We start from the raw sequence: 23,294 nt of genomic DNA on the forward strand, positions 1-23,294 counted from the left end.
CGCTCACGACAGCGCCGGCTGCACGGCTGCGACTTGTGCCGATTTGCCCCAGCGCGTCAGGATCACGCTGAGGCATGAGAGCACGCCGAGCACGCCCATCGAAGCAGCCGCGAGTGCGAAGAAGTTTTGCGCGCTCGCCTCATGGGTCGACAGCCACCAGCCGCCGGTACCGATGAAGATCAGGCGCGCGGTCTGCGCCAGCACCGGACCCAGCACCTTCGCCGCGCCTTGCGAGGAGAAATACATCGACATCGCAAGGCCGATGAAGGCGTACATCGGCGCGGCGGTCGAGAGATATTGATGGCTGGTCGCCCGCACATGCGGATCGTCGGTGAACAGATTGACCCAGAGGTCGGGGAAGACAGCGATGAAGCTGCCGACCGCACCGACCGAGAGAAACGACACCGTGCCCGCGGTCCAGGCGATGCGCCGGGCCCGTGCGACGCGCTCGGCGCCGACCGCCATGCCGATCATCGGCACCGAGGCGATGCCGACCGCGAACGCCACCGAGGTCAGCATGAATTCGAGCCGCGCGCCGATGCCGTAGCCGGCGAGCACCGCGGTGCCGAACTGCGCCAGCATGTGGGTGAAGATCGAGATCGTCAGGACCGATTGCAGCGGCGAGAAGCAGGAGACGGCGCCGACCCGGAGGATGTCGATGAACATCGCCCACTGCACGCGCAGCCCCCTGAACTTCGGCTTCACGCGGGCCCGGCCCGAAAACAGATACCAGCCCATCACGCTGATGCTGATCGAATAGGCGATCAGCGAACCCGCGGCGACGCCGCGCATGCCGAATTGCGGCACCGGGCCGAGGCCGAGCCCGAGCGTGCCGCCCAAAATGATCTGCCACACCGCCGAGGACAGGATCATGGTCGACGGCAGCTTCATGTTGCCGGTGCCGCGCAGGATGCCGGCCATCGTGTTCATCAGCCAGGGCAGGATCGCGCCGCCGAAGAAGATCTGCGAATAGGCGATCGCCTGCGCCAGCACATTGCCGCGGCCGCCGAGCAGTTCGAGCAGACGCGGGCCGAAGATCAGCATGCCGAGCATGAACGTCAGACCAAAAGTCAGCCCGATCATCAGCGCATGCATGGCCAGCGTCGAGGCGCGCTCGATCTCGCCGGCGCCGAGCGCGCGCGCAATCGCGGACGCGACGCCGCCGCCCATCGCGCCGCCCGACATCGTCATGGTCAGGATCACGCAGGGAAACAGCAGCGCCATCGCCGCCAGCGACTCGACGCCGAGCCGGCCGATATAGGAGGTCTCGGCAATGACAACGCAGGTGCCGGCCGAGAGCGCGATCACGTTCGGCCAGGCGAGCCACAACAGCGTGCGCAGGATCGGCCCGTCGAGCAGCGCATTCCGCGCCGGCTTGCTCACCGGCGGCGGCAGCGGCCGCTCTTGTTCGTCGACAGGTATTTCGGCGAGGCCGAGATCGGACATTTCCACTCCACGGCGCATGCCCCGCCAAAGTGTGGGCGGTTTGGCGAAGAGGTCATGCGCCTAAATTTATGATTCAGAGCGCGATCAGGCGCAAAACCGGTACCCACTTTTGCTGATCGCGCTCTGCGCAGTCTGGGAGCCGCGCCATGGTGTTTCCCTACCATGGCAGCAGCGGATTCCACGTGCGCGGGACGCAAGGGGGGCCTGCGCGATTGCAGGTGAACCCGGATGAACCTCTGATCTAGCCGATCGACCAGACGAACGGCGCGGCGGCGGTGCTGTTCGGCTTCAGATGCACCGGAATGTGCCGGCCGCAGCCGGCGGCAAGCCCCTCGAGCAGCCCGGTCAGCACGCCGGCGCAGGCCGGGTGATAGTCGGCCACATCGGCCATCAGCTTCCAGCCCTGCTGCCGGATCTCGAACTGGCCCTCGGACTCGCTGATCTCTGCGACATCATCCTGCGCCTCGAACAGCGTGCGCAGGAATGCGGCAAATTCCGTGGCGCGACCACGACTGCCACCGAGCGCCTGCGCGACTTCATCGAAATACTGCATGCCAATCAGTCTGCCGGTGAGATGCAGCAGATAGCTCGCATCCTCAGGCCCGAACACCTGCACGATCACAGGCGCGGCCGTCTTCACATATTCCATCGCGTAGTTACGATAGGCCTTCTCCAACCGCTGACGCGGCCAGCTGTCGACCGGCAGCGCCGGCGCGGTCTTCGCATCGAACAGCGGTGCCTCGAGATGGCGCGCGAACACCAGGCGCTGGTCGAGCTCGAGCGGGTGATCGTATTCGCAGTAATAGCCCTCGAGCCCGTCCTGGCCGTCGACGCTCTGCTTGGTGCAGACGAAGCCGAGCCTGAGATCGCCGAGCGCCACGCCATTGTTGGCGTGCCAGCCGCGCAGCATCGCGCGCGAGACTTCACCGGGCACGCCGCAGATCGCGGTGCCCTTCCAGATCCAGCGCGGCGGCGGATAACGGATCCAGGCCTTGCGGTCGGTCTCGTACATGTATTCGACATGCACGCCGCCGATCCAGTTGGAGAGATAGTGATACTGCGCGGCCGCGACCGCCGGCGGCAGGCCGTCGAGGCCGAGCTTCTTCAAGCCGGGCAGGAAGCGCTCCTGCTGCTGGCGGCGGAACACGCGGAACACGAACTCGGCGGCATCAGCGGTGCCGCGCCGCGTGACCACGGTGAGGATCAGCCCGGTGAAGAAGGCGTGATAGAGATCGGCGACGCTGCGCCACTTCCGCCATTGCGCTGCTTGCTGCGCTGAATCTGTTGCGGCGCTCATGTTCGCTCCCGGCTTGTTGTTTTCTCGAATGTGTCATCGCGGAAGCGACGGCGCAACCACACACGCGGTGTCATCGCCCGACTCGTTCGGGCGATCCAGTATCCCAGAGACGGTCATTGTCGATGGAGAAGCCGCGGCGTACTGGATTCCCCGCTTTCGCGGGGAATGACAGCGGAGAATGATGGCGCGACGGTCTTATTGGCTACGCGAACTCCGGCTCGCGGAATTAAACGCGAAAATGCTTGGAGAGCTTCAGGCCCTGCGCCTGATAGTTCGAGCCGATGCGCTGGCCGTAGAGCGCATCGGGACGCTCGAGCATCCGCTCATAGACCAGGCGGCCGACGATCTGGCCATGCTCGAGGATGAACGGCACCTCGCGCGAGCGCACTTCCAGCACGGCGCGCGCGCCCTTGCCGCCGGCGCCGGCATAGCCGAAGCCGGGATCGAAGAATCCGGCATAGTGGACGCGGAATTCGCCGACCAAAGGATCGAACGGCACCATCTCCGCAGCATAATCCGGCGGCACCTGCACGGCCTCTTTCGAGGCCAGGATGTAGAACTCACCGGGATCGAGGATCAGGCTGCCGTCGGGCCGCGCCTTGATCGGCTCCCAGAACTCGTCGACCGCGTAGCCGCCGCGGCGATCGACATCGACCACGCCGGTGTGACGCTTGGCGCGATAGCCGACGAAGCCGCCCGAGCTCTCGCCGGAGAGATCGACCGACAGCGCGACGCCATGGGTGAGATCGGCATTGTCGGCATCGACCAGCCGCTCACTGGCATGCAGCGCGTCCAGCTCGTCGGCGGTCAAGGTCGCCTCGCCGATCCGGAAGCGGACCTGGCTGAGCCGCGAGCCCTCGCGCAGCAGCACCGGAAACGTCTTCGGCGAGATCTCGGCATAGAGCGGGCCGTGATAGCCGGCGCCGATCATGTCGAAGCGGCGGGTGCCATCGGCGATCACGCGGGTGAAGACGTCGAGCCGTCCGGTCGAGCTCTTCGGGTTCGCCGCGGCGACGATCTCCGGCGGCAGCGCCAGGCTCTCCAGCAGCGGGACGATGTAGACGCAATTGGTCTCCAGCACCGCGCCGTCGGACAGATCGATCTCGTGCAGCTTGAGCTGGTCGATCCGCTCGGCGACGGTGGCATCGGGCCCCGGCAGGAAGCTGGCGCGGACCCGGTAGGCGATGTCGCCAAGGCGCAGATCGAGGCTCGCCGGCTGGATCTGGCTCTCGACGAAGTCGTAGGCGGGCAGAATGAGACCGGCCTCCGCCATCTCCGCGATCATGCGGTCGGGCAGGATTCCGTTGGATTCATCTTCCAGCGTGAACGACACGATACGGTCCCTCGAGATGGCCCAAAACCAACCTCTGGCGGCCATCAAGCCCTAAAATATGGGCTTTTACGGGTTATCCGATGACCGTCTTGACGGAAAGGGCGCGAGGGAATATCAGCTGCACTTATCCCGTGGTGATTTGAGCCGGCCGGCTTGCAGCCACGTTAAATAAGTCGCTAAACAGGCCGGGGACAGTGTGATCCCGGCTTGTGGAGGTTGCTCCAGGCCGGTTTTTTTGTGGCCATTTTCCAGAGGAATGGCCACTTCGGAGGTCACATGTCTGAATCGAAGGATACCGCCCGCTTTCGTCCCGAAACCCGCCTGGTCCATGGCGGCACGCTGCGCTCGCAATTCGGCGAGACGTCGGAAGGGCTGTTTCTCACCCAGGGCTACGTTTACGACACCGCCGAGCAATGCGAGGCGCGCTTCAAGGGCCAGGACCCCGGCTTCATCTATTCGCGCTATTCCAACCCGACCATTGCGATGTTCGAGCGCCGCATGATCGAGCTCGAGGGCGCGGAGGCCGCGCGCTCGACCGCGACCGGCATGGCCGCGGTGACCACCGCGATCCTCGCGCCGCTGAAGGCCGGCGATCACGTGGTGGCCTCGAAAGCCCTGTTCGGCTCCTGCCTCTATGTGGTGCAGGACCTGCTGCCGCGCTACGGCATCGAGACCACGCTGGTCGACGGCCTCGATCTCGACCAGTGGCAGCGCGCCTTGCGGCCGAACACCAAGACCTTCTTCCTGGAAAGCCCGACCAACCCGACGCTCGACGTGCTCGACATCGGCGCGATCGCCAAGATTGCCCACAGCGGCGGCGCCCGGCTGATCGTCGACAACGTGTTCGCGACGCCGATCTGGCAGAGCCCGCTGTCGCTCGGCGCCGATGTCGTGGTCTATTCCGCGACCAAGCATATCGACGGCCAGGGCCGCTGCCTCGGCGGCATCATCCTGTCGTCGGAAGCCTTCATCGCCGAGCACATCCATAATTTCATGCGCCAGACCGGCCCGTCGCTGTCGCCGTTCAACGCCTGGGTGCTGCTGAAAGGGCTGGAGACGCTCGGCGTCCGCGTCCGCGCGCAGACCGAAAACGCGGCCAAGATCGCCGAGGCGCTGGCGAAACATCCGAAGATCACGCGGCTGGTCTATCCCGGCCGCCCCGATCATCCGCAGGCCGAAACCGTGAAGAAGCAGATGGGCGCGGGCTCGACGCTGGTCGGCTTCGAGGTCAAGGACGGCAAGGCAGGCGCGTTCCGCTGCCTCAACGCGCTGAAGATCTCGCGCATCTCCAACAATCTCGGCGATGCCAAGAGCCTGGTCACGCATCCCGCCACCACGACGCATCAGCGCCTGGCGCCGGAGGCCCGCGCCGAGCTCGGCATCAGCGAAGGCTTTATCCGCTTCTCGGCCGGGCTCGAGCACCCCGACGATCTGATCGAGGATTTCGAGCGGGCGCTGGAGCAGGTATGAGGCGGGCTGAGCTCCCCCTCTCGCTTGCGCAGGAAGGCTATCGCACCCCTTGTCATCGCCCGGCTCCGACCGGGCGATCCAGTACGCCGCGGCCCTTCGGCTCAAGCACCGCGGTCTCTGGAATACTGGATCACCCGCATGCGCGGGTGATGACACTGAGCAAGCTGAGCGCCATCCCGAAGGGACAGCCGCTTACGTCGCCGCCGTCGTCACACCGCCGTCGACCACGATGGTCTGGCCGGTCATGAAGGTCGAGGCGTCGGAGGCGAGATAGGCCACGGCGCCGGCGATCTCGTCGGGCTCGCCGATGCGGCGGAGCGGCGTCGACGCGGTGCGGCGCTTCAGATTGTCCGGATCTTCCCACAGCGCGCGGGCGAAATCGGTTTTCACCAGGCCCGGCGCCACGCAATTGACGCGCACGCCCTTCGGGCCCCATTCGCCGGCGAGGCTGCGGCACAGCGCAAAATCGGCCGCCTTGGAGATGCCGTAGGCGCCGATCACGGTCGAGCCTCGAAGTCCGCCGATCGAGGAGATGATCACGACCGAGCCCTTGCCGCGTTCGGCCATCTGCGGGATCGCCAGCGCGGAGAGCCAGATGTTGCTCTTGACGTTGGAGCCCATGATCTTGTCGAAGGCCTCGTCCGTGATGTCGAGCAGCGGGCCGTAATACGGATTCACCGCGGCGTTGCAGACCAGGATGTCGATCTTGCCGTAATGCTTGATGGTGCCCGAGACCAGCGCCTCGACCTCATTGCGCCGCGCGATATTGCAGGGAATGACGAGCGCGTCGCCGCCGGCCTTCTTGATGCCGTCGGCGACGACTTCGCAGGCATCCGCCTTGCGCGAGGAGATCACGACCTTGGCGCCGAGTTTTGCCAGCAGCTCCGCCGAGGCGCGGCCGATGCCGCGGCTCGAGCCGGTGACGACCGCGACCTGGCCGGTGAGATCGAACGGGGTGTTTTTCATTGTTGCTGCCTCCCCGGCTCCGTCATTCCGGGGCTCGCGAAGCGAGAACCCGGAATCCATTGGGCCGCATCATTGGTGGTGAAATGGATTCCGGGTTCGCCGCTTTGCGGCGCCCCGGAATGACGTTCGCAAATCTCAAGCCAATAGCCCGCCGCCCTCGCTGACACGACGGAGGTGATAGTCGGTGTCGCCGAGCGTGTTCTCGATCATGGTCAGCCGCTTGAAGTAGTGGCCGATCTTGGCTTCCATGGTCATGCCGATGCCGCCGTGAAGCTGGATCGACTGCTGGCCAACGAACTTCAGCGACTTGCCGACCTGCACCTTGGCAGCCGCCACCGCGGACGAACGCTCCTTGGCATCGTCGAAGTCCGACGCCATGGTCGCGAACATCGACATGCTGCGGGCCTGCTCCAGCGCCACGAACATGTCGGCGGCGCGGTGCTGCAGGCTCTGGAACGAGCCGATCGCCACGCCGAACTGCTTGCGGGTCTTGATGTACTCGACGGTCTCCTTCAGCGACTCGTCCATCGCGCCGACGGCCTCTGCGCACAGCGCGGTGCGGGCTTCGTCCGCGACGCGCTCGATCAGCGGCAGGCCGTTCTCGGGATCGCCGATCGCAGCATCCGCACCGACCTCGACATTGGTGAAGGTGATGTCGGCCGCGTGCAGGCCGTCCTGGGTCGGATAGCCCTTTTTGGTGACGCCCTTGGCATCCGCCGGGACCAGGAACACGCCGATCCCGGTCTTGTCGCGCTGGCCGCCCTTGGTGCGCGCGGTCACGATCAAGGTGTCCGCGTTCTCGCCATTGAGCACGACGAACTTCTCGCCATCGATCACCCAACCATCGCCCTTCTTCTTGGCCGTGGTCACGACGTCGAACAGGTCGTAGCGCGAGTTCTTCTCGAGCTGGGCGAAGCCGAAGGTCTTGCTGCCGTCGATGATGCCGGGAATGTACTTGGCCTTCTGCTCGGCCGAGCCGCCATGGCGCAGGAAGCCGCCGGCGACCACGACGGTGGCGAGATAAGGCTCGACCACCAGCGCCTTGCCGAGCGCTTCCATCACGATCATGGTCTCGACCGCGCCGGCGCCGAAGCCGCCGTCGGTCTCGGCAAAGGGCAGACCGAGCAGGCCCTGCTCGGCGAGCTTGCCCCAGAGCGCTTTGCTCCAGCCGCCCTTCTCCTTCATGTACTTCTTGCGCGCATCGAAGTCGTAGGCATCGGTGAGAAGCCCGTCGATGCTTTCCTTGAGAAGCCGCTGCTCCTCGGACAGATCAAAATCCATGTTCGTTCCCTATCGTCAAAAGATGCTGATGCTCTTCCGCGGCGTCATTCCGGGATGGCCCGAAGGGCCAGACCCGGAATCCATTTGACCGCACATCTTGCGGGAAGATGGATTCCGGGCTCTTCGCTACGCGAAGCCCCGGAATGACGACAATGGTGAGAGCCCAACTACAGTCCCAGCACGGCCTTGCTGATGATGTTGCGCTGGATCTCGTTGGAGCCGCCGTAGATCGAAACCTTGCGGTTGTTGAAGTAGCTCGGCGCGATCTGCGCGGTCCAATCCATGCTCTCGTTCGAGCCGGCGTCGCCGTGCTCGTCATAGGGCGCGGCGAACGGACCGATGATCTCCATCAGAAGCTCGGTGGTGGTCTGCTGGATCTCCGAGCCCTTGATCTTGAGCACCGAGGACGCCGGGTTGGGCTTGCCCTTGCCGTGCTTGCCCTCGTCGGCGACGACGCGGAGCTGGGTCAGCTCGAGCGCCTTCAGTTCGATCTCGCAGGCCGTGAGCTTTTCGCGGAATGCCGGGTCCTCGATCACCGGACGGCCGCCGGACTCGACCTTGGAGGCCAGCGCGCGGATGCGGCGCAGCCGCTCCTTCGACACGCCGACCCGGGCGATGCCGGTGCGCTCATTACCGAGCAGGAATTTTGCGTAATCCCAGCCCTTGTTCTCTTCGCCGATCAGGTTCTCGTAGGGCACCTCGACGTCGTCGAAGAACACTTCGTTGACCTCGTGGCCGCCGTCGATGGTCTGGATCGGGCGCACGGTGACGCCCTTCGACTTCATGCTGAACACGATGAAGGAGATGCCCATCTGCTTCTTCGCGGCCGGATCGGTGCGGCAGAGGCAGAAGATCATGTCGGCGTGCTGGGCGAGCGTGGTCCAGGTCTTCTGGCCGTTGATGATCCACTTGTCGCCTTTGCGCTCGGCCTTGGTCTTCAGCGAGGCGAGGTCCGAGCCCGAACCCGGCTCCGAGAAGCCCTGGCACCACCAGTCGTCGACATTGGCGATGCGCGGCAGGTATTCCTTCTTCTGCTTCTCATTGCCGAAGGTATAGATGACGGGGCCGACCATGCTGATGCCGAAGGCGAGCGGCTGCGGCGCCGGATAGGACTGCAGCTCTTCGTTGAAGATGTAGTGCTGCACGGTGCTCCAGCCGGTGCCGCCATATTCCTTCGGCCAGTGGGTGACGCCCCAGCCCTTCTTGTTGAGGATGCGCCACCAGGTGACCATCTCGTCCTTCGACAGATGGCGGCCCTCCTGCAGCTTGCGCCGTGTCTCCGGCGGCACGTTGTTCTTGAAGAACTCCCGCACCTCCTCGCGAAACGCTATCTCTTCCTTGGTGAAAGCGAGATCCATCGGATCCTCCTATTGAACGACTGATTTGGCTTGAGCTGTCTTCGGCTGCTGCTGGCGCAATTCGTGGCGCGACAGCTTGCCGACCGGGGTGCGCGGCAGTTCGGCGACGAACTCGACCGCCGCCGGCAGTTCGTGCTTGCCGACCTTGCCGGCGAGGAACGCGCGCAGCTCGTCGACCGAGAACGGCTTCTCGCCGTCGCGCAGCTTGATGAAGGCCTTGGCCGCCTCGCCGCGGTAATCGTCGGGAATCCCGATCACGATCACCTCCTGCACGGCGGGATGGGTGTAGATCGCCTGTTCGATCATCTGCGGATAGACGTTGAAGCCGCCGGAGATGATCATGTCCTTCTTGCGGTCGACCAGATAGAAATAGCCATCGGTGTCCATGTAGCCGATGTCGCCGGTGAGGAATCGGTCGCCGACGAAGGCTTCCGCGGTCTCCGCCGGCCTGTTCCAGTAGCCCTTGGTGACGTTCGGGCCGCGGATGCGGATCTCGCCGACCTCGCCGACCGGCATCACCCTGGTGGAATCCTCCAGCGACACCACGTCCATCTCGATACCGGGCAGCATCAGCCCGATCGAGCCCGGCTTCTCCGGGCCCTCCTTGGGATGACCGGTGCCGGGCGAGCAGGTCTCGGTCATGCCCCAGCCGCTCTTCAGCTTCATGCCGACGCGGCGCTCGAAAACCTTTGCAACCTCGACCGGCAGCGGCGCGCCGCCGGAGCCGGCGACCACCAGCGAGGAGAGATCGCGCTTGTCGAGATCGGGCAGCGAGGCGATCGCGATCCACATCGTCGGCACGCCGGGAAACACCGTCGCGCGCTTGACCTCGATGTCTCGCATCACGGCCTCGACGTCGAAGCGCTGGTGCAGCGAGATCAGATGGCCGCGCCGGATCGCCGACAGCAGCACCACGGTCAGCGCATAGATATGAAACAGCGGCAGCACGCAGATCACGCGCTCGATCGCATTGCGCTCGAGCCGCGCGGGCTTGCCCCAGACGTCGTAGATCGAGACCGCCGCGGTGAGATTGCCGTGGCTGAGCATGGCCCCCTTGGGCAGGCCCGTGGTGCCGCCGGTATATTGCAGCAGCGCGACGTCCTCGACGTCGACCGCGGGCCATTGCGCCGGCTTAACAGCGCCATCGATGAACTGGCGATGCGTGATAACGGCGGGATTGTCGGGCAGCGCGGTTTGCGGCGTGCCGGCCTTGCCCCAATTGTCGTCCTCGCAGACGATCAGGCGGTCGAGCAGCCCCTTGGCGAGGAATTTCAGCGCGGTCGGCAGCAGCGCCGAGAGGTTGCTGGTGACCAGCACGCGCGCGCCGGAGTCCGAGAGCTTGTGCGACAGCGCGATCTCGCCGTCGAGCGGCGACAGATGCACGACGCGGGCGCCGGCCTTCAGCGCGCCGAAGAAATTGATCGGATGGTCCGGCGAGTTGCCGAGGAACAGCGCGACCGAGGTGCCCTTGCCGTAGCCGGCGCGCATGAAGGCAGCGGCCGCGGTCTCGACCAGGGCCTCGAGCTCGCTGTAGCTGATCTGCCGGTCGCGGAATTCGAGCACCGGGCGCGCGCTATATTCGGCAGCCGCGGTCGAGAGCAGGTCCGGCAGCGTGCCCCGCGTGATCTCGTCGCTCCACCGCACGCCGCTCGGATAATATTGTTCGCCGGGATAGGTCATGGATGCCTTCGCAGGGATTCTCTGAAGTCGTCATTCCGGGATGGCCAGGCCCGGAATCCATCAGGCCGCACGTGCCGGGGCACAATGGGTTCCGGGTTCATCGCTTACGCGATGCCCCGGAACGACACGTGGCTAGGCCTTCAGCCAATCACGCCGCCTTCGACGGCGCGGCGAGCGAGGCGAAGGTCTTGCCTTCGTCGGCGAGCTTCCTGAGCAGCGGCGCCGGCTCGAGCGAGGGATCGTTGGTCTCCTTGGCGTAGAAGGCCAGGCGATCGGCGATGTGCTTGAGGCCGACGGTGTCGGCCCAGAACATCGGGCCGCCGCGATAGATCGGCCAGCCGTAGCCATAGAGCCAGACCACGTCGATGTCGGACGGCCGCGCCGCGATGCCCTCGGCGAGAATCTTCGCACCCTCGTTGATCATCGGATACATCATGCGCTCGAGGATCTCGTCGTCGCTGACGACGCGCTTCTTGCGGCCGAGGCGCGCCAGCGTCTCGTCGATCAGCTTCTCGACCTCCGGATCGGGCAGCGCCGCGCGCGAGCCCGGCTCGTACTTGTAGTAGCCCTTGCCGGTCTTCTGGCCGAAGCGGCCAGCTTCGCACAGCGCGTCGGCGATCTCCGACTTGATGCCGCGGTCCTTGCGCGAGCGCCAGCCGATGTCGAGACCGGCGAGATCGCCCATCGCGAACGGGCCCATCGGCATGCCGAACTTGGTGACGACGGCATCGACCTGCTGCGGCAGCGCGCCTTCGAACAGCAGCTTCTCGGACTGCTTGCCGCGCTGTGCCAGCATGCGGTTGCCGACGAAGCCGTCGCAGACGCCGACCACGGCCGGCACCTTGGCGATCTTGCGGGCGATCGACACCGCGGTCACCAGCGCGTCGGGCGCGGTCTTGTCGGCGCGCACGATCTCGCACAGCTTCATGACGTTGGCCGGCGAGAAGAAGTGCATGCCGAGCACGTCCTGCGGACGCTTGGTCGATTTCGCGATCTCGTCGATGTTGAGATAGGAGGTGTTGGAGGCCAGCACGGCGCCGGGCTTGGCATACTGATCGAGCTTGCCGAACACCTCCTTCTTGACCGCCATGGTCTCGAACACCGCCTCGATCACGAGATCGGCGTCGCCGACGTTCTCGATGCCGACGACGCCGTTGATCAGCGCCATCCGCTTGGCGGGCGCGTCCGCCGGGATGCCGCCGCGCGCCGCGGTCGCCTCGTAGTTCTTCTGCATGATGCCCATGCCGCGCTTGAGCTGCTCCTCGCCGGTCTCGATCAGCGTGACCGGGATGCCGGCATTGGCGAACGACATCGCGATGCCGCCGCCCATGGTGCCGGCGCCGAGGATGGCGACGCGGGCCACGTTGCGGCCCTTGGTGCCCTCGGGAATGCCGGAGATCTTGGCGGCCTCACGCTCGGCGAAGAACGCGTAGCGCTGCGCCTTGGACTGGTCGCCGTTCATCAGCTTGAGGAAACCCTCGCGCTCCTTCTTCAGGCCTTCCTCGAACGGCAGGTCGATCGCGGCGCCGACGGCATCGGCCGCGGCGAACGGCGCCTCGAGGCCGCGCGACTTCTTGGTCAGCGCGGCGACCGCATTGGTGAAGATCGAACGGTCGGCCTTGGCCGCGGCGAGCTTCGAGTCGTCATCGCGCAGCTTGCGCAGCGGACGTTTCTCGGCGACCACCTTGCGCGCAAATGCCTCACCGCCCGAGGCCGGACCTTCGACGATCTCCTCGATCAGGCCGGCCTTCAGCGCGGCATCGGCGCCGATCGGATCGCCGCCGACGATCATCTTGACCGCGAGCTCGGGACCGACCGCGCGCGGCAGGCGCTGGGTACCGCCGGCGCCCGGCAGCAGGCCGAGCTTCACCTCGGGCAGGCCGAGCTTGGCGTCCTTGGTGGCGACGCGATAGTGGCAGGCCAGCGCGACCTCGAGGCCGCCGCCGAGTGCGGTGCCGTGGATCGCAGCGACGATCGGCTTCGGCGAGTTCTCCATCAGGCTCAGCACCTCGGCGAGCCCGGGCGGCTTCGGCGGCTTGCCGAATTCGGTGATGTCGGCGCCGGCGATGAAGGTGCGGCCGGCGCAGGTCAGCACGATGCCCTGGACCTGCGCGTCATCGATCGCGCTCTTGATGCAATCGAAGATGCCGCCGCGCACGGCCGCGCTCAGCGCGTTCACTGGCGGACTGTTAACCGTGACGACGGCAATGTTGTCATGACGTTCGAGCTTGACGACTTCACTCACCGGGACTCTCCCTGGATGCTTGTTCTTGAACTTGCGTTGAGTAGCTGCACGACTTGCGTTGAGCCGCTACGATTAGACCAATTTCGCACTGCGAAATTTAATTCCACATCTTGACACGGAGGGTTATTTTGAAGCACGAGCCTTGTCAACGAGCATGACAAGGGTGGGCAAGGACAGGGATGAAGCGCGCCAGCAAGAAGGTAGCGACCGATCGCAATTTCGTCGTCGCGCTTTCCCGCGGACTGGACGTCCTGCGCGCATTTCAACCCAATGACGGGCTGCTCGGCAATCAGGAGATTGCAGCCCGCACCAAGTTACCGAAGCCAACCATTTCCCGGCTGACCTACACGCTGACCAAGCTGGGATACCTTACACCTGTACCGAAATTCGAAAAGTATCAGCTCGCGCCGTCGGCGATGGCGCTCGGCTATGCCGCGCTCGCCAATCTCGGCGTTCGGCATTTGTCCGAGCCGTATCGAGAAGAAGTAATGCGCGCGACCGGCGGCGCCGTCGCGGTCGGCGGCCGCGATCGTCACAGCATGATCTATTTCGGCCAGAGCCGGAACGGCCTGGCGCTCGGCGTGCAACTCGACGTCGGCTCGAGGGTGCCGATCGCAACCACTGCGATGGGACGTGCCTATATTTGGGCATTGCCACCCGAAGAGCGTGCGGCTTTATTACGCGAGCTGCGGGATCACTATGGCAGCCGCTGGGCCAAGATGCGTGACGGCATCGAACGTTCCGGCGAGACGGTGGCGAAGCACGGCTTCGCCATGTCGGCCGGCGACTGGCAGAACGACGTCGCCGCGGTTGGCGTCGCATTGAGATTGAATGACGGAACCGGTCCGTACGCGTTCAATTGCGGCGCGCCGGCATTCCGTTTCACGGAAGAGAGATTGCTCAACGACATTGGACCTCGCCTTGTGGCGATGGTAAGGAACATCGAGCAGGCGCTCGGTGGAATGGCGCCGCAATCCAAAAAAGAAACAAGCAAAAAGATCAAAGTAGGAGGGAAAGTTGCACGTTTGGCCGAGGGGATCAGATAGCCTCCATCACGTCCGGCGAAGCACATCGCAGGATCGCTCGCACCGCTCGACGACGGCGGGCGAGACGAGATGACGCAGGCACAGCTCGCGCAGGGGAATGATCCCTTGCTCGCGGTTCGCGACGTCAGCGTCGTGTTCGGCGGCATCATCGCGCTCAACGGCGTGTCGTTCGACATGCGCCACGGACAGATCCTCGGCCTGATCGGGCCGAACGGCGCCGGCAAGACCACGCTGTTCAATTGCCTGTCGCGGCTCTACCAGCCGTCGTCCGGCGACATCCTGATGGAAGGCAAGAGCATCCTGTCGCGGCCGCCGCACCGGATCGCCGAGATCGGCATCGGCCGCACCTTCCAGAACGTCGCATTGTTTCCCAACCTGTCCGTGATCGACAACGTCCGCGTCGGCGCGCATGCCCGCACCTCGAGCGACATCGTCAGCGACTCGCTGCGTCTCGCCTGGGTCCGCCGCGGCGAGAACGACATGAACAAGAAGGTGCACGACATCCTCGGCTATCTCGATCTCGAGGACGTCGCCCACACCGTGGTCTCGGGACTTCCGTTCGGCACCCAGAAGCGTGTCGAGCTGGCGCGCGCATTAGCCGCAGACCCGAAGATCCTGCTGCTCGACGAGCCGGCCGGCGGCCTCAATCACGAGGAAGTCTATGTGCTCGGCGATCTGATCCGCAAAATCCGCGACGACCGTAAAATTACGGTGCTGCTGGTCGAGCATCACATGGGTCTCGTGATGTCGATCGCCGACCACGTCGTCGCGCTCAATTTCGGCCGCAAGCTGGCCGAAGGCACGCCGGCCCAGGTCCAGGCCGACCCCGACGTCATCAAGGCTTATCTGGGGAGCAAGGACCAATGACCGCGATGCTCAACGTCAAGGACCTGCGCGCTTATTACGGCCAGGTCCAGGCCCTGCACGGCCTCAGCTTCTCGCTCAACGAGGGCTCGCTGACCACCCTGCTCGGCGCCAACGGCGCCGGCAAGACCACCACGCTGCGGGCGATCTGCAACATGGTGCGCTCGACCGGCGCGATCGAGTTCGAGGGCAAGCCGATCGGCACGCGCTCGACCGAGAACGTGGTCCGCCTCGGCATCGCCCATGTGCCGCAGGGCCGCGGCACCTTCACCAACATGACGGTGGAGGAGAATTTGCAGCTCGGCGCCATCAGCCGCTCCGACACCAAGGCGATCGGCTCCGACATCGAGCGGATGTACGACCATTTCCCGGTGCTGAAGCAGCGCTACACCCAGCAGGCCGGCACGCTGTCCGGCGGCGAGCAGCAGATGCTGGCGGTGGCGCGCGCGCTGATGCTGCGGCCGCGCCTGATGCTGCTCGACGAGCCGTCATTCGGCCTCGCGCCGCTGATCGTGCGCGACCTTTTCCGCATCCTCGGCAAGATCAATCGCGAGGAAAAGGTGACCATCCTGGTGGTCGAGCAGAACGCGCAGCTCGCGCTCGAGCTCGCCGACCAGGCCTATGTGATCGAAACCGGACGGATCGTGATGTCGGGCAATGCCAAGGACATCGCGAACAACGAAGACGTCCGCAAATCCTATCTCGGCTACTGAGGGAGCTGGCACAATGGAGCTTTTTGCCAACCAGGTCCTGGCCGGCATCGCCACCGGCGCGATCTATGCCTGCATGGCGCTCGCCGTGGTGATGATCTACCAGGCCATCGACCATCTGAATTTCGCCCAGGGCGAAATGGCGATGTTCTCGACCTTCGTGTCCTGGCAGCTGATGCAGTGGGGCGTGCCGTATTGGGGCGCCTTCGTGCTCACCGTCGCCTTCTCGTTCGTCGCGGGCATCGTCATCGAGCGGCTGCTGTTCAAGCCGCTCGCCAAGGCTCCGATCCTGACCAACGTCGCCGGCTTCATCGCGCTCTATGCGATCATCAACTCGGTCGCCGGCCTGATCTGGGACTTCACCATCAAGCAGTATCCGACGCCGTTCGGCTCCTCGCCGTTCCTCGGCAGCCAGCTGATCTCGACCCACCAGGCCGGGATGATCGGCATCACGCTGCTGATGCTGCTCCTGCTGTTCTTCTTCTTCCGCTTCACCCGGGTCGGTCTTGCGATGCGCGCCGCCGCCTCGCTGCCGGAATCGGCCCGCCTGGTCGGCATCAACACCTCGTGGATGATCGCGCTGGGCTGGGGCATGGCATCGGCGATCGGCTCGATCGCCGGCATGATGATCGCCCCGGTCGTGTTCCTCGAGCCCAACATGATGCTCGGCGTGCTGATCTACGGATTTGCCGCGGCCGTGCTCGGCGGCCTGTCGAGCCCGTTCGGCGCCGTGATGGGCGGCTTCCTGGTCGGCATATTCGAGAACCTGGTCGGCACCTACATCCCCGGCGTCGGCAATGAGCTGAAACTTCCGATCGCGCTTGCGCTGATCATCGTCGTCCTGGTCGTCAAACCGGCAGGCCTGTTCGGCCGCGCCATCGTGAAGCGAGTTTGATCATGAGCGCCGCTGAAGAAATCGTCACAGAAGCCCCTGCCGTCGAGGCCGTGCCCAAGCGCGCCATGACGCTCGGCTATGGCACCTCGCTCGTCGTGCTTGCCGCGCTGGTCCTGATCCCGCTGTTCGTGAAGAACTTCATCATCTTCCAGATGACGATGCTTCTGATCTACGCGCTGGCGGTGATGGCGCTCAACATCCTGACCGGCGGAAGCGGCCAGTTCTCGCTCGGCCAGAGCGCGTTCTACGCCGTCGGCGCCTATACCTCGGCGATCCTGATGGAGCATGCGGGCATGAACTATGCCCTCACGCTGCCGATCGCCGGCATCGTCTGCTTCGGCTTCGGCTTCCTGTTCGGCCAGCCGGCGCTACGGCTCAGCGGCGTCTATCTGGCGCTCGCGACCTTCGCGCTCGCCACCGCAATGCCGCAGCTGCTCAAGCTCGGCTATTTCGAGCATTGGACCGGCGGCGTGCAGGGCCTCGTCGTCACCAAGCCGGATGCGCCGTTCGGCCTGCCGCTGTCGCAGGATATGTGGCTCTACTACTTCACCCTGGCGGTCTCGATCGCGATCTACATCGCCTCGGTCAACCTGCTGCGCTCGCGTTCAGGGCGCGCCTTCATGGCGATCCGCGACAACGAGATCGCGGCCTCCGCGATGGGCGTCGACGTCGCGCTGTACAAGACGCTGGCGTTCGGCGTCTCGGCCGGCATCACCGGCGTCGCCGGCGGTCTCGGCGCCATCGCGGTGCAGTTCGTGGCACCCGACGGCTACACGATCCAGCTCGCGATCTCGCTGTTCCTCGGCATGGTGGTCGGCGGCGTCGGCTGGCTGCCCGGCTCGATCGTCGGAAGCGCCTTCATCATCTTCGTGCCCAACATCGCGGAAGGCATTTCCAAGGGCCTTTCCGGCGCGGTGTTCGGCGTGCTGCTGTTCCTCGTCATCTTCCTCGTGCCGCACGGCGCCAGGCAGGTTGCGATCGTTGCCCAGCAACTGGCCGCCAAGCTCAAGAAAAACTAAGTGCATGATCCGGAAAAGTGCGAAGCGGTTTTCCGAAAGAGATCATGCTCAAACAGCTAAGAATCTTTAGAACCAAACCAGGAGACACTATGCTTTCTACCGTTCGGATCGCCGCGATGTCCGCGGCGATCGTCGCTGTTGCCGCGACCTCCACTGCCGCATTCGCCCAGAAGAAATACGACACCGGCGCGAGCGATACCGAGATCAAGGTCGGCAACATCATTCCCTATTCGGGACCGGCCTCCGCCTACGGCGTGATTGGCAAGACCGAAGAAGCCTATTTCAAGATGATCAACGACCGCGGCGGCATCAACGGCCGCAAGGTCAATTTCGTCAGCTATGACGACGCCTATTCGCCGCCGAAGGCGGTCGAGCAGGTACGCAAGCTGGTCGAGAGCGACGAGGTGCTGCTGGTGTTCAACCCGCTCGGCACGCCGTCCAACACCGCGATCCAGAAGTACCTGAACTCCAAGAAGATCCCGCAGCTGTTCGTCGCCACCGGCGCGACCAAGTGGAACGATCCGAAGAACTTCCCGTGGACCATGGGCTGGCAGCCGAGCTACCAGAGCGAAGCGCAGATCTATGCCAAATGGCTGATGAAGGAGAAGCCCGACGCCAAGGTCGCGATCCTCTATCAGAACGACGATTTCGGCAAAGACTACCTCAAGGGCACCAAGGACGGCTTCGGCGCCAAGGCGGCCTCCAGCATCATCATGGAGGAGAGCTACGAGATCTCCGAGCCATCGATCGACGGCCATATCGTCAAGATCAAGGCCGCCAATCCGGACGTCCTGCTGATCTACACCACGCCGAAATTCGGCGCCCAGACCATCAAGAAGACCGCCGAACTCGGCTGGAAGCCGCTGCAGATCATCACCAACGTGTCGGCCTCGGTCGGCAGCGTGATGCAGCCGGCCGGCTTCGACAACGCCCAGGGCGTGCTGTCGGCCGCCTATGCCAAGGACGGCGCCGATCCGCAGTGGGCCAACGATCCGAACATGAAGAAGTGGGCCGAGTTTCTCGACAAGTACATGCCGGGCGCCGACAAGACCGACGGCGGCTACGTCTACGGCTATGGCGCCGCGCAGACGCTCGCCAAAGTGCTCGAGATGTGCGGCGACGATCTGACCCGCGCCAACGTCATGAAGCAGGCGGCGAGCTTGAAGGACTTTACGCCCGACACCCTGCTGCCCGGCGTCAAGATCAACACCTCCGCCACCGACTTCGCCCCGATCGCCCAGCTGCAGATGCAGCGCTTCAAGGGGCAGAAGTGGGAACTGTTCGGCGACATCATTTCCGGCGACGTTCCTTCCGAATGAACGTTGCACTGCGGAAATAAACAACGGGCCTCCGCGATAACCCTCGCGGGGGCTTTTTGTTGACGCCCCGTGCCGTTCGTATTGAATACGACCCAACAGAGAACCCGAGGTGGGGAAACATGACTGCCGCACGTCCGTCCCTGACGGCGCTGTTGTCCGCATTCGCTCTGATCCTGACGAGCTGCAATGTCGCGCTGGCGCAGAAGACATACGACACCGGGGCCAGCGACACCGAGATCAAGATCGGTAACACCGTGCCCTACAGCGGCCCCGCCTCGGCTTACGGGGTGATCGGCCGGACCGAGGCAGCCTACTTCAAGATGATCAACGAGGCCGGCGGCATCCACGGCCGCAAGATTACGTTTGTCTCCTATGACGACAGCTACTCGCCGGCCAAGACCGTGGAGCAGACCCGCAAGCTGGTCGAGGACGACGAGGTGCTGCTGGTGTTCGGCTCGGTCGGCACCGCAACCAACGCGTCGATCCGGAAGTACATGAACGAGAAGCAGGTGCCGCAGCTGTTCATCGCCTCCGGCGGCTCCAAGTGGAACGATCCCAAGAACTATCCGTGGACCATGGGCTGGCAGCCGTCCTACCAGGACGAGGCGCGGGTCTACGCAAAATACATCATGAAGCACAAGCCGGACGCCAAGGTTGCCGTGCTCTACCAGAATGACGATTTCGGCAAGGACTACCTCAAGGGCCTGAAGGACGCCTTCGGCGACAAGTCTTCGATGATCGTCGCCGAGGAAGCCTATGAGACCTCCGAGCCCACGATCGACAATCACATCGTCAAGCTGAAGGCCGCCGGCGCCGACACCTTCATCAGCATCACGTCACCGAAATTCGCGGCACAGGCGATCAAGAAGGCGGCAGAGATCGCCTGGACGCCGTTGCAGATCGTCGCCAATGTCTCGGCCTCGGTCGGCGGCGTGATGCAGCCGGCCGGCTTCGAGAATTCGCAGGGCATCCTGTCGGCATCCTATCTCAAGGACGGCGCCGATCCGCAATGGGACAAGGATCCCGGCATGGAGAAATTCCTCGCCTTCCTCAAGAAGGATTATCCCGAGGCCAACAAGCTCGACGGCGCCACCTCTTATGGTTACGCTGCCGCACAGACCATGGTGAAGGTGCTGGAGATGTGCGGGGACGATCTGACCCGCGCCAATGTCATGAAGCAGGCCGCGAGCCTGAAGGACTTTGTCCCCGACACGTTGCTGCCCGGCATCAGCATCAACACCTCGACCACCGACTTCGCACCGATCAAGCAACTGCGCTTGATGCGGTTCAAGGGCGAGAAGTGGGAGCTGTTCGGCGACATCATTTCAAGCAATCTGAGCAACTGATCGCCGCGCTCAACTCAACAGCGTTTCCTGAACGCATCGCAATCTCTGCGGATCGCGCGGCAAGACAATCAGCTCCTGATATTGTCGACTAAAGATGCAGCCCCTGCGGTCGCGCCGCGGGGGCTTTTCATTGAGACGCCCCCGGTAAGATGATAGTTTTCACTGATAACAACGAGCCCTCGAAACAGGGGGCCGCGACACATCATCTGCTATCAGGGAGAGAAACCGCATGTCTGCAACACGACATCTGGCGGCATTTGCCGTTGCGCTCGCGCTCGTCTCCGCATCCGGCAGCGCAGCACTTGCCCAGAAGAAATACGACACCGGCGCCAGCGACACCGAGATCAAGATCGGCAACATCATGCCCTATAGCGGAGCGGCGTCCGCCTATGGCGTGATCGGCAAGACCGAGGAGGCCTATTTCCGCAAGATCAACGCCGAGGGCGGCATCAACGGCCGCAAGATCACCTTCATCAGTTACGACGACGCCTACACGCCGCCGAAGACCGTCGAGCAGGCGCGCAAGCTGGTCGAGAGCGACGAGGTGCTGATGATCTTCAATTCGCTCGGCACGCCGCCGAACTCGGCGATCCAGAAATACATGAACCAGAAGAAGGTGCCGCAACTGTTCGTCGCCACCGGCGCCACCAAGTGGAACGACCCGAAGGAGTTTCCCTGGACGATGGGCTGGCAGCCCAACTACCAGAGCGAGTCCATCATCTATGCGAAGTACATCCTGAAGAACAAGCCGGACGCCAAGATCGCGGTGCTCTACCAGAACGACGATTACGGCAAGGACTATTTGAAGGGATTCAAGGACGGCCTCGGGGCCAAGGCCGCGTCCATGATCGTCGCCGAGGACAGCTACGAGGTGACGGAGCCGACCATCGATTCCCACATCGTCAGGCTCAAGGCTACGGGCGCCGACGTGTTCTTCAACATCACGACGCCGAAATTCGCGGCGCAGGCGATCAAGAAGAACGCCGAGCTCGAGTGGCATCCGCTGCACTTCCTCAACAACGTCTCGTCCTCGATCGGCAGCGTGATCAAGCCGGCGGGCTTCGAGGCCGCCCAGGGCATCATCTCATCGCAGTACCTCAAGGATCCGACCGATCCGCAGTGGAAGACCGACAAGGGAATGATCGCCTGGAACGCATTCCTGGATAAGTACTATCCCGACGCCAACCGCGCCGACGCCTCCGTGATGTACGCCTACACCGTCGCGCAGGGCCTCGAGCACGTGCTGCGGGCATGCGGCGACAATCTGACGCGCGAGAACGTCATGAAGCAGGCTGCCAGCCTGCGCGACCTCGAACTCGGCGGGCTGCTGCCGGGCATCAAGGTCAACACCTCGGCGACCGATTTTGCGCCGCTTTCGCAGCTGCAACTGATGCGATTCAAGGGCGAGACCTGGGACCGCTTTGGTGAAATCTTGAGCGGCGACGTCGGCGGTTGAGCCGGAATTGTCGACTAAAGACGCTGGCCCCTGCGGCGTTGTCGCAGGGGCTTTTCATTGAGGCGTCCCGCCTAAGCTGGTAATTTCACCCGATAACAACAGAGCCACTGAAACAGGCGGCCGCGACACATTCGTCTGACAACAGGGAGAGAGACATCAATGTCCGTTACCACCAGACTTGCGGTCCTCGGGGCCGCGCTCGCGCTCGTCGCGACATCCGGCAGCGCCGCGTTTGCCCAGAAGAAATACGACACCGGCGCCACCGACACCGAGATCAAGATCGGCAACATCATGCCCTACAGCGGCCCCGCCTCCGCCTATGGCATCATCGGCCGCACCGAGGCCGCCTATTTCAAGAAGATCAACGACGCCGGCGGCATCAACGGCCGCAAGATCAACTTCATCTCCTACGATGACGCCTATTCGCCGCCGAAGGCGGTGGAGCAGGCCCGCAAGCTCGTGGAAAGCGATGAAGTGCTGCTGGTCTTCAACTCGCTCGGCACGCCATCGAACTCGGCGATCCAGAAATACATGAACTCCAAGAAGGTGCCGCAGCTATTCGTCGCCACCGGCGCCACCAAGTGGAACGACCCGAAGGACTTTCCCTGGACCATGGGCTGGCAGCCCAACTACCAGAGCGAGACCCAAATCTACGCCAAGTACATCCTGAAGAACATGCCGAACGCCAAGATCGCCGTGCTCTACCAGAACGACGATTACGGCAAGGACTATCTGAAGGGCCTGAAGGACGGCCTCGGCCAGAAGGCCGCCAGCATGATCGTCGCGGAAGAAAGCTTCGAGACCTCCGAGCCGACCATCGACAGCCACATCGTCAAGTTGAAGGCCAGCAACGCCGACGTCTTCATCGACATCGCGACGCCGAAATTTGCGGCCCAGGCGATCAAGAAGGTCGCCGAGGTCGGCTGGAAGCCGACCCACTTCCTCAACAACGTATCGGCCTCGGTCGGCAGCGTGATCAAGCCGGCCGGCTTCGAGAACGCGCAGGACATCATCTCCGCCGCTTATCTGAAGGATGCGTCCGACAAGCAGTGGGACAATGATCCCGGCATGAAGGAATTCTACGCTTTCATGGCCAAGGACTTCCCTGAGGGCGACAAGCTCGACGGCGGCACCGTGGTCGGCTTCGGCGTGGCGCAGACGCTGGTCCAGGTGCTGAAGCAGTGCGGCGACAACCTCACTCGCGAGAACATCATGAAGCAGGCCGCGAACCTCAAGGACTTCCGCACCGAGGTGCTGCTGCCCGGCATCAAGATCAACACCGCTCCGAATGATTTCGCCCCGATCAGCCAGCTGCAGCTGATGAAGTTCAAGGGCGAAAAATGGGAACTGTTCGGCGACGTCATCAGCGCCGACGTCGGCGGTTGACTTTTCGCGAATTGCCGACCGAAAACGGCCCCCTGCGATACCATCGCAGGGGGCTTTTGATTCACCACGGGCCGGCCCGCCCGGGCGAAGCCCGCTTACACTTTGTCCGGCAATGCGCTAGGTAAACCGGCAAGACCCCGACAAAGAACCCGGCGCCCTCGTGCGCCGACAACAACA

The 23,294-nt window shown here is 63.9% G+C and carries 18 protein-coding genes and 1 riboswitch; of the genes, 10 read left to right on the forward strand and 8 right to left on the reverse strand.

Annotation, left to right across the window (positions count from 1 at the left end; translation table 11 throughout):
- Positions 1-3: 3 nt before the first annotated feature.
- The 3 genes from ACVMB0_RS04665 to ACVMB0_RS04675 form a co-directional block, all read right to left on the reverse strand.
- Positions 4-1,446 (reverse strand): MATE family efflux transporter, encoded by a 1,443-nt coding sequence (locus ACVMB0_RS04665; protein ID WP_461345457.1) that lies wholly within the window; start codon positions 1,444-1,446, stop codon positions 4-6.
- Positions 1,447-1,687: 241 nt separating this feature from the next.
- The gene (locus tag ACVMB0_RS04670; RefSeq protein ID WP_461345458.1) at positions 1,688-2,743 is read right to left on the reverse strand and encodes a hypothetical protein; all 1,056 of its coding nucleotides are present in this window, start codon (positions 2,741-2,743) and stop codon (positions 1,688-1,690) included.
- A 226-nt stretch (positions 2,744-2,969) separates the two neighbouring features.
- Positions 2,970-4,076, reverse strand: a complete 1,107-nt coding sequence (locus ACVMB0_RS04675; protein ID WP_456797128.1) for a 2'-deoxycytidine 5'-triphosphate deaminase — start codon at positions 4,074-4,076, stop codon at positions 2,970-2,972.
- 121 nt (positions 4,077-4,197) lie between these two features.
- A riboswitch (SAM riboswitch) is annotated at positions 4,198-4,277 on the forward strand.
- 75 nt (positions 4,278-4,352) lie between these two features.
- On the opposite strand from ACVMB0_RS04675, the gene ACVMB0_RS04680 reads away from it, so the two are divergent.
- Positions 4,353-5,546 (forward strand): O-succinylhomoserine sulfhydrylase, encoded by a 1,194-nt coding sequence (locus tag ACVMB0_RS04680; RefSeq protein WP_461345459.1) that lies wholly within the window; start codon positions 4,353-4,355, stop codon positions 5,544-5,546.
- A 192-nt stretch (positions 5,547-5,738) separates the two neighbouring features.
- Here the strand turns inward: ACVMB0_RS04680 and ACVMB0_RS04685 are convergent, their stop codons facing one another.
- The 5 genes from ACVMB0_RS04685 to ACVMB0_RS04705 form a co-directional block, all read right to left on the reverse strand.
- On the reverse strand, positions 5,739-6,512 hold the full coding sequence (locus ACVMB0_RS04685) for an SDR family NAD(P)-dependent oxidoreductase (RefSeq protein ID WP_461345460.1): 774 nt from the start codon (positions 6,510-6,512) through the stop codon (positions 5,739-5,741).
- Between the two features lie 135 nt (positions 6,513-6,647).
- On the reverse strand, positions 6,648-7,793 hold the full coding sequence (pimD, locus tag ACVMB0_RS04690; protein WP_456751940.1) for a pimeloyl-CoA dehydrogenase small subunit: 1,146 nt from the start codon (positions 7,791-7,793) through the stop codon (positions 6,648-6,650).
- Between the two features lie 167 nt (positions 7,794-7,960).
- A complete protein-coding gene (pimC, locus tag ACVMB0_RS04695) occupies positions 7,961-9,151 on the reverse strand; it encodes a pimeloyl-CoA dehydrogenase large subunit (RefSeq protein WP_461345461.1) in 1,191 nt (396 codons plus the stop codon).
- Between the two features lie 9 nt (positions 9,152-9,160).
- Positions 9,161-10,831, reverse strand: coding sequence for a dicarboxylate--CoA ligase PimA (pimA, locus tag ACVMB0_RS04700; RefSeq protein WP_461345462.1), 1,671 nt, complete (start codon positions 10,829-10,831; stop codon positions 9,161-9,163).
- Between the two features lie 148 nt (positions 10,832-10,979).
- Positions 10,980-13,076, reverse strand: a complete 2,097-nt coding sequence (locus tag ACVMB0_RS04705) for a 3-hydroxyacyl-CoA dehydrogenase NAD-binding domain-containing protein (protein ID WP_456751938.1) — start codon at positions 13,074-13,076, stop codon at positions 10,980-10,982.
- Between the two features lie 179 nt (positions 13,077-13,255).
- Between ACVMB0_RS04705 and ACVMB0_RS04710 the strand changes: the two genes are divergently transcribed.
- The 9 genes from ACVMB0_RS04710 (at position 13,256) to ACVMB0_RS04750 (ending at position 23,117) form a co-directional block, all read left to right on the forward strand.
- A complete protein-coding gene (locus ACVMB0_RS04710; protein WP_456751937.1) occupies positions 13,256-14,122 on the forward strand; it encodes an IclR family transcriptional regulator in 867 nt (288 codons plus the stop codon).
- Positions 14,123-14,191: 69 nt separating this feature from the next.
- Entirely contained in the window at positions 14,192-14,989 is a 798-nt protein-coding gene (locus tag ACVMB0_RS04715; RefSeq protein WP_095731499.1) for an ABC transporter ATP-binding protein, read from the forward strand.
- Entirely contained in the window at positions 14,986-15,699 is a 714-nt protein-coding gene (locus ACVMB0_RS04720; RefSeq protein ID WP_456750665.1) for an ABC transporter ATP-binding protein, read from the forward strand. The genes ACVMB0_RS04715 and ACVMB0_RS04720 overlap by 4 nt, the downstream gene beginning before the upstream one ends.
- Positions 15,700-15,712: 13 nt before the next feature.
- Positions 15,713-16,591, forward strand: a complete 879-nt coding sequence (locus tag ACVMB0_RS04725; RefSeq protein ID WP_456750664.1) for a branched-chain amino acid ABC transporter permease — start codon at positions 15,713-15,715, stop codon at positions 16,589-16,591.
- Between the two features lie 2 nt (positions 16,592-16,593).
- Positions 16,594-17,610 carry a branched-chain amino acid ABC transporter permease gene (locus ACVMB0_RS04730; RefSeq protein WP_456751936.1) on the forward strand — a complete coding sequence of 339 codons (1,017 nt, stop codon included), beginning with the start codon at positions 16,594-16,596 and terminating at the stop codon, positions 17,608-17,610.
- An 89-nt stretch (positions 17,611-17,699) separates the two neighbouring features.
- A complete protein-coding gene (locus ACVMB0_RS04735) occupies positions 17,700-18,929 on the forward strand; it encodes an ABC transporter substrate-binding protein (RefSeq protein ID WP_456751935.1) in 1,230 nt (409 codons plus the stop codon).
- Positions 18,930-19,048: 119 nt separating this feature from the next.
- Complete coding sequence (locus ACVMB0_RS04740) at positions 19,049-20,275, forward strand: ABC transporter substrate-binding protein (RefSeq protein ID WP_461345463.1); 1,227 nt, start codon at positions 19,049-19,051, stop codon at positions 20,273-20,275.
- Between the two features lie 229 nt (positions 20,276-20,504).
- Positions 20,505-21,731 carry an ABC transporter substrate-binding protein gene (locus tag ACVMB0_RS04745; protein ID WP_456751933.1) on the forward strand — a complete coding sequence of 409 codons (1,227 nt, stop codon included), beginning with the start codon at positions 20,505-20,507 and terminating at the stop codon, positions 21,729-21,731.
- A 159-nt stretch (positions 21,732-21,890) separates the two neighbouring features.
- A complete protein-coding gene (locus ACVMB0_RS04750) occupies positions 21,891-23,117 on the forward strand; it encodes an ABC transporter substrate-binding protein (RefSeq protein WP_461345464.1) in 1,227 nt (408 codons plus the stop codon).
- Positions 23,118-23,294 lie beyond the last annotated feature (177 nt).

Source organism: Bradyrhizobium sp. USDA 4451, assembly GCF_054822585.1.